This is a genomic window from Microbulbifer variabilis ATCC 700307 (assembly GCF_000380565.1).
Taxonomy (GTDB): domain Bacteria; phylum Pseudomonadota; class Gammaproteobacteria; order Pseudomonadales; family Cellvibrionaceae; genus Microbulbifer; species Microbulbifer variabilis.
Genome location: NZ_AQYJ01000020.1, coordinates 128,627 through 141,160 on the forward strand (window position 1 = coordinate 128,627; position 12,534 = coordinate 141,160).

A 12,534-nucleotide genomic window follows, 5' to 3' on the forward strand; every position below is an offset into this window, starting at 1 on the left:
AATCCATAGTATCTGGGCGGTGTTCCAACCGCCCTAGAAATTTCTCAGCAAGGCACCAAAGCCTTGGCCACACGGGAGTTGGTCTCCCGCCCCAGCTGTTCAGAAATAAAGTTCCCAGCCTCTGCCAGCAACTGTAAATCCACGCCGGTTTCAATACCCATGCCATTGAGCATATAGAGTACATCCTCACTGGCAACATTACCGGAAGCGCCGCGGGCATAGGGGCAGCCGCCCAAGCCAGCTACGGCGGAATCTACTACTGCGACACCCATTTGTAAGGCCGCGTAGATATTGGCCAAGGCCTGGCCGTAGGTATCGTGGAAATGCACCGCAAGTTTTTCCACAGGTACACGGGCCATCACCTGTTTCAGCATACGCTTGGCGGCTTCCGGGGTGCCGACACCGATGGTGTCGCCCAAGGAAATTTCGTAGCAACCCATTTCCAATAGAGCGGCACTGACTTCTGCCACTTTGGCCGGATCAATATCGCCTTCATAGGGGCAACCAAGTACGCAGGATACGTATCCGCGCACGGGTATACCGCCTTGCTTGGCTTTTTCCACCAGTGGACGGAAGCGCTCAAGACTCTCAGCAATACTGCAATTAATATTTTTCTGGGTGAAGGCTTCTGAGGCCGCGCCGAATACGGCGACCTCATCCGCTTTGGCTTCCACTGCGCGCTCATAGCCTTTTAAGTTTGGCGTGAGGGCGCTGTAGATAACACCGTCTTTGCGCTGGATACCCGCCAGCACTTCCTCGCTGGCGGCCATTTGCGGCACCCACTTGGGGCTGACAAAGCTGCCGGCTTCAATAACCGACAGCCCGCTGGCACTGAGCTTGTCCACCAGCGCGATACGGGTCTCCACAGAGATAGGCTGCTTTTCATTTTGCAGCCCATCGCGGGGGCCCACTTCGACGATTTTGACTTGCTTGGGCAAAGTCATTACTGCTCCTCCCCGGCAAAATCCACCAGCAGGCTACCGCCATCCACTAATTCACCTTCGGCGCAGAAGAACTGCTGCACAGTGCCGGCTGCTGGAGCCCGCAGGGTGTGTTCCATTTTCATGGCTTCCATGACCAGTAGCGGCTGGTCTTTTTCTACTGTAGAGCCGGGCTCAACCAGCAGCGAAATTATGGTGCCGTTCATGGGGGCATCGAGGCCGTGGGCCTGGTCATTGCTCTCACCGATATCTGGTGGCAGCAACTTGAATTCCACCTGGGTGCCATCGATAAATACAGCACCACCATCGCGGGTATCCACGGCGGAGAAACTCATGCGACGGCCATCCACCAGCATCAAGTCGCGTCCCGGGAGCAGGCGAATGTCACCGCTGTTATGTTCCTCAGGCAAGGCATCGCAAGTCCAGCGCAGGCTATCGCCCTCTGCAACAAAGCGAATTTGAGCGTGCTGGCCACGGTAGTCCACCGTCTGGGTGCGACTGCCAGCCAGAGCATTGCGCCAGTTATCGCCATTATGCCAGGGAGAGAAAGGATCCCGCTGGGGTGCGCTGTTGCGCAGATCGCGCTCTTCACGCTGCTGCAAATAACCGGCAATAGCAGCGCATTTCAGCGGCGTCAGTGTCTGCTCCTGGTGCAGTACTTCCGCTTCGTAATCCTCGATAAAGTGGGTCGAAATACAACCGCTGGCAAATGCCTGGTGATTGATCACTCTGCGCAGGAATTCGATATTGTGGCGCACACCGGCAATCTGATAATCACGCAATGCGCGATCCAGTTTGGCCAAGGCTTCTTTGCGGGTGCGGCCGTGGCAGATCAATTTGGCGATCATCGGGTCGTAATGCACACTGATTTCATCGCCGGTCTGCACGCCGGTGTCCACCCGCACGCCCTCGCCTTCCGCCGGGGGCTGGTGGCGCACCAACACGCCAGTTGCCGGCAGGAAATCATTATCCGGGTCTTCGGCGTAGATGCGCACTTCCATGGCGTGGCCATTGATCTGCAGCTCATCCTGGCCCATGGGCAGGGTATCGCCAGCGGCAACTGACAGCTGCCAGGCCACCAGGTCCTGGGCAGTGATCATTTCCGTAACCGGGTGCTCCACCTGCAGGCGGGTATTCATTTCCATAAAGTAGAAGGCACCGCTGGCATCCAGCAGGAATTCCACCGTGCCGGCACCCACGTAACCAATCGCGTGGGCCGCACGCAGAGCCGCTTCACCCATGCGGGCGCGCAGCTCCGGAGTCATGCCCGGTGCGGGAGCTTCCTCCACTACTTTTTGGTGGCGGCGCTGCACCGAGCAATCCCGCTCAAACAGATAGACACCGTTGCCCTGCTGATCGCAGAACACCTGAATTTCCACATGGCGGGGACTCACCACATAGCGCTCCAGCAGCATGATGTCGTCGCCAAAGGCATTCATGGCCTCACGCTTGGCAGCGCCCAGTGCTTCGTGGAATTCACCGGCACTGTCGACACGGCGCATGCCCTTACCACCACCGCCGGCAGCGGCTTTCAGCAATACCGGGTAACCGATGCGGTTGGCGTGACCTTCCAGCAGCTCTTCATTTTGGTTGGTGCCGTGGTAACCGGGCACCAGGGGCACATTGGCCTCTTCCATAATACGTTTGGCGGCGGACTTGGAGCCCATCGCCTCAATCGCGCCGGTGGGCGGGCCGACAAAAATAATGCCGGCGCTATCGCAGGCGCGGCAAAACTCGGCATTTTCCGACAGGAAGCCGTAACCCGGATGGATGGCATCCGCGCCTGTCTGCTTCGCAGCACCCAATACCTTGTCAATATCCAGGTAGGAATCCCTGGCCGGCGCCGGACCCAGGTGCACCGCTTCGTCCGCCATCTGCACATGCAGGGCGTCGGCATCCGCATCGGAATAGACGGCAACGGTGGCCACCCCCAGGCGGCGGGCGGTCTTTATAATACGGCAGGCGATTTCGCCGCGATTAGCTATTAACAGTTTGCGAATCATAAAATTATCCTTCGCCACCATTCATCCACTTGGGTGCGCGCTTTTCCAAAAACGCACTCAACCCTTCCTGTCCTTCCGGCGATACACGCACGGCAGCGATCAGCGCGCTGGTCTGGCCCTGCAATTCATCGTTGATAACCCGGTTGGACATGGACATGGCCAGTTGCTTGGCCATGGCGACCGCTTTGGGGCCATTATCGGCAATGGCATTCACTAATTTCTGCACATGCAGGTCCAGGTCGCCCTCGGCGCAGACTTCGGATACCAAGCCCATTTGTTCCGCGCGCTCGGCGGGGAAACGTTCCGCTGTGACAAAGTAACGACGCGCGTGGCGGGTGCCGATCGCATTGATGACATAGGGGCTGATGGTGGCGGGCAGCAGCCCGATTTTGACTTCAGACAAACAGAAGCTGGCGCGCTCAGAGGCCACGGCCATATCGCAGCAGCTCACCAGGCCCACGGCCCCGCCAAAAGCGGCGCCCTGTACTCGCGCAATGGTGGGCGCAGGGAAAGTGTCGAGCTTGTACAGCATGGCGGCGAGCGCAGCCGCGTCGCGGCGGTTTTCCTCTTCTGAATAAGTCGCCATGCGCTTCATCCAGTTGAGGTCGGCTCCGGCAGAAAAGCTCTTGCCATTGGAAGCCAGTACCAACACACGTACAGCGGGTTTTTGCGCCAGGGTGTCAAAGGTGGTGGCCAGCTCGTGGATCAGTTCATCATCAAAAGCGTTGTGGATTTCCGGCCGGTTCAGGGTGACCGTGGCCACGCCCTCGCTATCCACTTCGCACAGCAATTTATCGCTCATTGTTATTCCTCGATTGGGGCGTCTCTCAAAAGCGGCACCGGAACATTTCATTGGCGCCGCAACCACGGTTCCTTACATGCGGAACACGCCGAACCTGGTCTCTTCCGGTTCCTTGTGGCTGGCCGCCGCCAGGCACAGACCGAGCACGCGGCGGGTATCCGCCGGATCGATAACGCCGTCATCCCACAAGCGCGCGGAGGCGTAGTAGGGGTGCCCCTGGTGTTCGTAGTTATCCACAATCGGCTGCTTAAACTGGCGCTCTTCCTCTTCGCTCCAGGATTCACCCCGGGCGGCCATCTGGTCGCGCTTCACCTGGGCCAATACGCCAGCAGCCTGTTCACCCCCCATAACCGAGATGCGCGCATTGGGCCACATAAACAGGAAGTTGGGATCGTAGGCGCGGCCACACATACCGTAGTTACCGGCGCCGAAAGAGCCGCCGATGAGGATGGTAATTTTGGGCACCTTGGCGGTAGCGACAGCGGTCACCATCTTGGCGCCGTGTTTGGCGATGCCGCCCGCCTCGTACTGTTTGCCCACCATGAAACCAGTGATATTTTGCAGGAAAACCAATGGAATCTTGCGCTGCGCACACAGCTCAATAAAGTGCGCGCCCTTCTGAGCACTCTCCGCAAACAGGATGCCGTTGTTGGCAACAATTCCCACCGGATAGCCCTGGATACGGGCAAAACCAGTTACCAGAGTGGTGCCGTACAACGCTTTAAATTCATCGAACTCCGATCCGTCCACAACCCGCGCGATAATCTCGCGCACGTCAAAAGGCTGGCGCGATTCTTTGGGCACCACACCGTAAATATCTTCCGGTGGATAAATCGGCTCCACTGGCTTTTGGATATCCAGGCCGGGATTTTTGATGCGATTCAGGCGCGCTACAGAGCGCCGCGCCAACTGCAGCGCATGTACGTCGTTATTGGCGTAGTGATCGGAAACCCCGGAAGTGCGACAGTGCACCTCGGCACCGCCGAGTTCCTCGGCAGAAACTTCTTCTCCGGTGGCCGCTTTTACCAAAGGCGGGCCCGCCAGGAAGATAGTGGCCTGCTCTTTCACCATAATGGATTCGTCTGCCATGGCCGGCACATAGGCACCACCGGCGGTGCAGCTACCCATAACCACCGCAATCTGCGGAATATTCTGTGCAGAGAGATTGGCCTGGTTAAAGAAGATGCGACCGAAGTGCTCACGGTCTGGGAAAACGTCGTCCTGGCGCGGCAAATTGGCACCACCGGAATCCACCAGGTAAATACACGGCAGGTTGTTCTGTTCGGCGATGGTCTGCGCGCGCAGGTGTTTTTTTACTGTGAGGGGATAATAGGTTCCACCTTTTACAGTGGCATCGTTGGCCACTATCACACAGGGCTGACCGGAGACGGTGCCGATGCCGGTAATAATGCCCGCGGCCGGAACATCCTCACCGTAAACCTCGTGAGCGGCCAGCTGGGAAAATTCCATAAAAGGGCTCCCCGGATCGAGCAGCGCGTCGATACGGTCCCGTGGCAATAATTTTCCTCGCGCCAGGTGTTTTTCCCTTGCGCGCTCGCCGCCGCCCTGGGCGATGGCTTCCACTTTCTCGCGCAGGTCTGCCACCAGCGCCTGCATTTGCTCGCGGTTTTCGCCAAAGGCGGCATCGCGCGTGTTTATTTTGCTCTGCAACTGATTCATAAAGTCCGATTCACTTTCCCGGAGAAAAGACCTCCACAGGGCGCAGCTTATTGCCGCAGTGCCCGGCTGGAGACAGCTGCCGCCGACAGGCGTCGGCGGCGAGAAGAAATGCCCAGCCTTAGCGGGTCTCTTTAAACAGCTCGCGACCAATCAGCATACGGCGCACTTCAGAAGTGCCCGCGCCGATCTCGTAGAGCTTGGCATCGCGCAGCAGACGACCGGTAGCGTACTCGTTGATGTAGCCATTGCCGCCCAAAGTCTGGATAGCCTGCAGGGCCATCTGGGTTGCGCGCTCTGCAGTAAACAGGATTACAGCGGCGGCGTCCTTGCGCGAGTCCTCACCGCGATCACAAGCCCGGGCCACAGCGTACAGGTAAGAGCGGCTGGCATTCAGGTCAGCGTACATATCGGCGATCTTGCCCTGCATCAACTGGAATTCACCGATGGCCTTGCCGAACTGCTTGCGCTCGTGAATATAGGGAACCACCACATCTAGGCAGGCCTGCATAATGCCGACAGGGCCTCCGGAGAGAATGGTGCGCTCATAGTCGAGACCGCTCATCAATACGCGCACACCGCCGTTCAGTTCACCGAGGATATTTTCTTCCGGCACTTCACAGTCTTCGAACACCAGCTCACAGGTGTTGGAACCGCGCATGCCCAGCTTGTCGAGCTTTTGCGCCTGGGAGAAGCCGGCGAAACTGCGCTCAACGATAAACGCAGTAATACCGCCGGAGCTGATACCCGGCTCAGTGCGCGCGTAGATCACATAGGTATCGGCATCGGGACCGTTGGTGATCCACATTTTATTGCCGTTCAAAATAAAGCGATCACCGCGCTTCTCAGCGCGCAGTTGCAGACTTACCACGTCGGAACCGGAGTTGGGTTCACTCATGGCCAAGGCGCCCACATGTTCACCGGAACACAGCTTGGGCAGGTACTTGAGCTTCTGCTCGCGGGTACCATTTTTACGAATCTGGTTTACACACAGGTTGGAGTGGGCACCGTAGGACAAGCCCACAGAAGCGGAGGCGCGGGAGATTTCTTCCATGGCCACGGCGTGTGCCAGGTAACCCATATTGGAACCGCCGAACTCCTCTTCCACGGTCATACCCAGAAGGCCCAACTCACCGAATTTTTTCCACATATCGGCGGGGAACAGGTTGTCTTCGTCGATCTGTGCCGCGCGCGGGGCCAGCTCCGCCTGGCAGAACTTGTAAACCATGTCACGGAGCATATCGATCTCTTCACCGAGACCGAAATTCAGGGTTGGGTAGGAGGTATTCATAATGACTCCACGTTAAATTTGCGAGTTTTAATTAAATTGGCCGCGCCTGCGACTGCCGTTACATCAGGCGCCCCCGTAAAACCTCTGGAGGTCACCGGCAATCGCACACTTGCCGAAATTTTCAGGATTTTGGTTTAGGGGTTGTCCTCTCTGCGGCTCTTCACCAGGGCCGCTTGTGCACGGACCTCGGCTTCGTCCAGCTCCCCCATCAGGCTTTCTATATCTCTCAGCTGCTGCTGCAACAGTGCACGCTTCTGGGCAATGCGCTCCAGCAGGCGCTGCAACTGCTCCACATTGCCATGAGCGGGATCGTACATATCGATAATCTCGCGGCTCTCATCCAGGGAGAACCCCAAGCGCTTACCGCGCAAAATCAGCTTCAGCCGTACCCGCTCCTCAGGGCTATAAACACGGGTCTGGCCGCGCCGCTCAGGTTTGAGCAGTCCCTTGTCCTCATAGAAACGGATGGCGCGGGTAGTGATATCAAATTCACGGGCCAACTCCGAAATACTGTAACTATGGGGCTCTACGATACTGGCTTTGGCTTTCATAAGTACTTCCTCGAGACGCAACCAAGCCTAACAAGAGTTTACGTTAACGTAAACGTAAGGCAGGTGCCAAAAAATAACTACGGAGAGCAAACGGGTCATTTACTCGCCGCTGTGACCAGCGGTAGGTATTCAGGCGCCCAATAGTTGTTGCAACTGGTTGTTAAGCAACTTTTGATACGAGGGCGTCAGCCCCGTAACTTCCAGGTTCCAGCCAGCGCCATGGTGCTCGATGCGTCCAGCCAGGGAGGTTTCCTCCAGCAGCTCCGGATGCAGGAACAATCCACGGGATTGATTTAGCAGCTGCTCGGCGGAGAAGTCCGGCGAGCCAGGCTCGCAGGGCACCACAGCCAGGGCCAGCTTCAGACCAGTGGCTCGGCTGACACTCTGCATCTCCCGCAACAATAGACCACAGCAGACCGCGCGAAAGGCTGCATCAGTGCCGGAAAACCCCAGGCCAACCTGAGGCCCGGCGCTACTCAGAGGGTGGGCACCGTAAATTCGGCGCAGTAGCTGCATGCGCCCATCCAGTTCCCGCTGTATTCCCTCAAGCGCACTGCGGCTCAGTTGGTTGGTCAACTGAGCCCAATTCAGGGGGCGCAGGTAAAGGCCTATAGAGTCCCCTTTTTCTTCAGGAATATTCACCGATGCGTGAGACTCTTCAGAAGGCAGACTGCGCGGTGCGGAGAAGCCTCCTGCCATCAGTGCCGCCACTGCACTAAAAGGCAAAGCAAAGACCAGGGTCAGCAACAAACTGGCCCAAGGAAAAGTAACACCCGCACCGGGAGCCAGGGCCACGGTAACATTGCCAGCGATACTATCGTGTAACACAACTGGCACACTGATGGTCTCACCATTTTTTAAATCGCCCACTTCTGCCAGACTATTGGACTCCACATCTTCAATAGAGATACCAATGACGGCAGGCAACTCTAGTAATTGCCGGGCCAGTAGCTGCATGCTGATTCGATCATCAGCAACGATACGCTCCAGGCTCTGCCCTGCGAGAAAACTGGCGGCAGCCTGCGCCGAGGCCCGGTCTTTTTCCACAGCATCAGCATGTCGCTGCCCATAGTAATGGCCAAGAGCAGCGCTGCAGAATACGGCCAGAATCACCCAAATCGCTACGGCCAGCAGGCGCTGGCGAATACGTTTAGATAGGCGTGCAAATTGTTCGGGCAACTTGCGCAACAGAGAAATAATCGATACAGACATATTAAGCGGCTGAAATACCTTGCCTTGTTTTTTTATTACCTTGCGTTTCTTTTTCCTTTCGTCTTTATAAATCATCCTGACTGATAAAGACGTCGCCCAAAAACACTGGCACAGGTGCATGGACCCACTGGTGTTTTTAGGCTCACGACGGCCTGCGGCCGCGGCGTATTTTATCCTCACAAAAAGCCAATAAGGCCCAGTGTAATTTCCTGTGCCGTTGGTCGATCCGGCAACAAAATAGTTCCACTGGTTTTTTTATTTTGTAACAAATAAGCGGGCCCAGGCTGCGGCGCTGATTTTAACGAAGATTCCCGCTAGAGCTATAATGCGTCGCTTATTGATTAAATTGGGGAGCTGCGCCATGGGCGACGAGACAAAAGCACAAGAATTTCATCTGCCCCTGGCACAAGTTATCCAGTCGCCCCTGGACTGCCCTGTGCGCTACCTCACCTATAGCGGCAACTATGCGCGACTGGGGCTTGAATACAGAGGTGCAGACCCTTTTCCGGACGCCACCAGTTGTGAGCTGAGCTTGCCCAGTGCTAAGCCTTCAGTCGTACAGTCCCCTTGGTGTTTAACCCTTCTGAGCCCAGCCGCCACCCTGACACAGCTACAACGCGTACTAAAGTTTTGTACCGAACAACAATGGCAAATCAACACTATCGACACTCTCGCCCACCGGCATAAGTGCACGGTAATTCGCCTCCAGCTCAGTGCTGAGTTGGAATTTTCCCCTGCGCGTTTCGCTTGCCTGCAACTGGCCGAGGAAATCGGAGCCGACCTGGTTTTACAGGATGGGGCCAGCCAGAGAGTACCGACACTGGCAGGCTTCGACATGGATTCCACTCTAATTGATGCGGAGGTGATCGACGAGCTGGCCAAGATTACCGGTATCGGCGATCAGGTAGCAGCCATCACCGCAGCCGCGATGCGTGGCGAGCTGGATTTCCGGGATAGTTTCAAAAAACGTATGGCGCTACTCAAGGGCTTCTCCGAACAGCGCCTGGCAGAAATTGCCCAACAATTGCCCCTAAAGAAAGGGGCACAGAAACTGTTGTACTGCCTGCGTGAGCTTGAGTGCAAAACCGTCATTCTGTCCGGGGGCTTTACTTACTTCGCCAACTTCCTGCAGAGGGAACGACTTGCCGTAGATTTGATATACGCCAATGATTTGGAATTTGCCGAGGGTGCACTCACCGGTGAAGTGATAGAACCTATCGTGGACGGCACGCGCAAGCGGTTGTTGCTGGAGGAAACAGCAAGGAATATGGGGCTGTCGCTGGAACAAGTGATTGCAGTCGGGGACGGGGCCAATGATATCCCCATGTTGAACCTGGGTGCCCTGGGTATCGCGATTCACCCAAAGCCTAAGGTACGCCTGGAGGCACCGCAGGCGATCACCCTATTCGGCCTTGATGCGGCGCTATACCTATTCGGCCTTAACGACCGCCAGATTGCCGAGCTGGGGCAACCCTGAAGCTGCCCCAGGAAAAGTCAGGTCATTGCATGTGGGAAGGGAAATGAATTCGGCCTGTTATCAGAACAGGCGCTCGGCTCATACTCACAGCCAACGGCCAAAAAACTGAGAAAAGCCAGCATTAAAATCCGTCTGTACATAGGTACCTCCCTTTGCCTTAATGGATTTTTATTCGAGCAGCAGGGTACGCAAAGGGTTCCGCTTTGAACAGCAGTTTAATGATTTTTATGCCAGAAAATTGACGTGAAAATCTTCTTTTTGTACCAATTCGTTCAGCTTTGCTACACAAGAGATTACACAGGCATTTTTTAGTATTGCCCGCCGCTCAAACGGTACCCAAAAGCCACTTTAGCGGATTTATTTTGTTAATCTTTGGAAAGAGTAAAAATGGGAAGATGCAGATAAAAAACCAGGGAAAACTTGTTGGTAGCCAGTGTTGCACTGGCCCCAATCGGTATAAAGGGCGGCGATTTCGGTGCACAGCACCAAAATCGCACAAGCGACGAAGGTCGATCTAGCCCTCTTTCTTACCGTAAATTACCAGGCTGTTCACTTTCACCGTCAGCGGGTGATACCCCACCTTGGCGCGCTCGAAAATGCGTGCGGCCACATCCTGTTTCCCAGACTCAACCATATTGCGATACAGCGGGCGCAGGAACTTGTTGCGGCCGATGCTGGTGAGGAAGCTCTCCAAACGATCGAAGGCCGGCTCATAGTCATTGCGCACAGCAATCATCAGCCAGCTGAAGGCCACTTCGTTATTGCGGGATTTGGTCAGGCCAAAGGCGCTGTCCAGTTCTTTCAACTGCGCTTCCGTCAGCTTCTCAGGCATACCGTCGAGGAAATACTTCCACTGATGGAAGGTCCAGCCTTTGGTATCGATATCCTTCGCCGCCAATTTGCCGTCCAACCATTGCTGACGCACCGGGTCCAACTTGCTGAAGGCATCGGACTGCGGGTGCGGTGCACCTTCGGGAATACCCGGCTCGAAGATCCACTGGTGAATCCGCTCGCGATCCAGTTTATCGGCGTGCTCAACCAGCAGGGTCTTGTCGAGGTACTTAACGAAGTCCTCAGTGGTGATGCTCTGGAAGGAGAAGTGGTTGAAGTACTCCATCAGGAAGCGGTCAAACGCTTCGCGGCCTACTTTCTGCTCCAGCTCATACAGGAACAGTGAACCTTTCTCGTAGGGAATATTGGAGAACACTTCATCGGGATCACGGCCGCGCAGGTCGATCGCCATAATCTCATCGCGGGGCTCTTTGTCCGCGAGGTCCGCTTGCAGATCGTCATAACCCAGGGCCATTTCCATCTGGTAACGCTCGTCACCATAGACAAACTGCATGATGCGGTTGGTCAGGTAAGTAGTGAAGCCCTCGTTCAGCCATAAGTCGCGCCAGCTGGCATTGGTCACCAGATTGCCGGACCAGGAATGGGCCAATTCGTGGGCGATCAGGGCCACCAGGCTTTTGTCACCGGCGATTACGGTTGGAGTGATAAAGCTCAGACGCGGGTTTTCCATACCGCCAAAGGGGAAGCTGGGCGGCAGGATCAGCAGGTCATAGCGGTCCCAATGGTAGGGGCCGTAAACCTTCTCGGTCACCTCCAGCATGGATTCGGTATCGGCGAACTCCGCCGCTGCAGATTCCAACATGGAGGGTTCGGCGTAGACACCAGTGCGCTTGCCCATGGGTTTGAATTGCAGGTCGCCAACCGCCAGGGCGATCAGGTAGGAGGGAATGCGCTGGGGCATTTCGAACTCGTAAACGCCATCTTTGGCCGCCTGCGGGTCATTGTTCGCACTCATCACCGCGCGCAGTTCTTTCGGGGTACGAACGGTCGCCTTGTAAGTGATACGAACTTTCGGGGAGTCCTGCAGCGGAATAAAGCTACGCGCATGGATCGCCTGGGCCTGAGTGAACAAGAACGGGTGCTTCTTGCCCGCCGTCTGTTGAGGCTCAAGCCACTGTACGCCAGAGGCGCCCGGCACTGTGCGATAGCGGATGGTGATGCTGTTGGCATCTTCCGGCAACTCAATATTCAGCGGGGTGCCCAGGTGACCGTCTTTCTCGCCCATGGAGAATTTCACCGGCGCACCATTGGCTGCTACAGAAACCACTTCCAGCTCGCGGGTGTCGAGCACCATCGGCAGGTTCTTGTCGTTGAGGCGCTTGAAGTCCAGCTGGGCTTCGCCCTCGAGAACCTTGCGGGAGAAGTCTACAGTCAGGTCCAGATCCAGGTGCTGTACCTGGTAGTCATTACTGTTGGCAAAGGAGTGGTAATCCACACCGGATTCAGGCGCCTTCTCAGCGGCACTTTTCTTTTCAATCACGGCGGCTGCTTTTACCGACGCGCTTGCACTCTCAGCTTCGACTTTAGACGGCTCGGTCTTTGAGCACCCGCCGGCTACGGCGAGGCCGCCGACAATCAGGCTGGTGCAAAGTAAGCGGGGCAACATGGATCTACTCCCAGGGTGTTCTGTTTTTAATCGCGACACAGCATACCCGAGAGTGCACAGATGCGGAATGATAGGGAGTTAATCGACGGCGGTAACAGCCCTAAGGTCATCCCCCAAAGCAT

General features: G+C 56.3%; 9 protein-coding genes. 1 reads left to right on the forward strand and 8 read right to left on the reverse strand.

What is annotated here, in order from left to right:
- Nucleotides 1-44: 44 nt before the first annotated feature.
- From G367_RS0102855 to G367_RS0102885, 7 genes are all read right to left on the reverse strand, one after another.
- Nucleotides 45-944 carry a hydroxymethylglutaryl-CoA lyase gene (locus G367_RS0102855; RefSeq protein ID WP_020411585.1) on the reverse strand — a complete coding sequence of 300 codons (900 nt, stop codon included), beginning with the start codon at nt 942-944 and terminating at the stop codon, nt 45-47.
- Nucleotides 944-2,944, reverse strand: coding sequence for an acetyl/propionyl/methylcrotonyl-CoA carboxylase subunit alpha (locus G367_RS0102860; protein WP_026304902.1), 2,001 nt, complete (start codon nt 2,942-2,944; stop codon nt 944-946). Before G367_RS0102860 ends, G367_RS0102855 begins: the two co-directional genes overlap by 1 nt.
- Before the next feature lie 4 nt (nt 2,945-2,948).
- Nucleotides 2,949-3,746, reverse strand: a complete 798-nt coding sequence (locus tag G367_RS0102865) for an enoyl-CoA hydratase/isomerase family protein (protein WP_020411587.1) — start codon at nt 3,744-3,746, stop codon at nt 2,949-2,951.
- Between the two features lie 72 nt (nt 3,747-3,818).
- Nucleotides 3,819-5,426: a carboxyl transferase domain-containing protein gene (locus G367_RS0102870; RefSeq protein ID WP_020411588.1), complete on the reverse strand. Its 1,608-nt coding sequence runs from the start codon at nt 5,424-5,426 to the stop codon at nt 3,819-3,821.
- A gap of 118 nt (nt 5,427-5,544) precedes the next feature.
- Nucleotides 5,545-6,714: an isovaleryl-CoA dehydrogenase gene (locus G367_RS0102875; protein WP_020411589.1), complete on the reverse strand. Its 1,170-nt coding sequence runs from the start codon at nt 6,712-6,714 to the stop codon at nt 5,545-5,547.
- A gap of 134 nt (nt 6,715-6,848) precedes the next feature.
- Nucleotides 6,849-7,265 carry a MerR family transcriptional regulator gene (locus G367_RS0102880; protein ID WP_020411590.1) on the reverse strand — a complete coding sequence of 139 codons (417 nt, stop codon included), beginning with the start codon at nt 7,263-7,265 and terminating at the stop codon, nt 6,849-6,851.
- 129 nt (nt 7,266-7,394) lie between these two features.
- Complete coding sequence (locus G367_RS0102885) at nt 7,395-8,477, reverse strand: hypothetical protein (protein ID WP_040628081.1); 1,083 nt, start codon at nt 8,475-8,477, stop codon at nt 7,395-7,397.
- 361 nt (nt 8,478-8,838) lie between these two features.
- On the opposite strand from G367_RS0102885, the gene serB reads away from it, so the two are divergent.
- Complete coding sequence (gene serB, locus G367_RS0102890; RefSeq protein WP_020411592.1) at nt 8,839-9,954, forward strand: phosphoserine phosphatase SerB; 1,116 nt, start codon at nt 8,839-8,841, stop codon at nt 9,952-9,954.
- A gap of 514 nt (nt 9,955-10,468) precedes the next feature.
- Here serB and G367_RS0102895 read toward each other — a convergent pair.
- A complete protein-coding gene (locus G367_RS0102895; RefSeq protein ID WP_020411593.1) occupies nt 10,469-12,412 on the reverse strand; it encodes a M1 family metallopeptidase in 1,944 nt (647 codons plus the stop codon).
- Between the last annotated feature and the right edge of the window lie 122 nt (nt 12,413-12,534).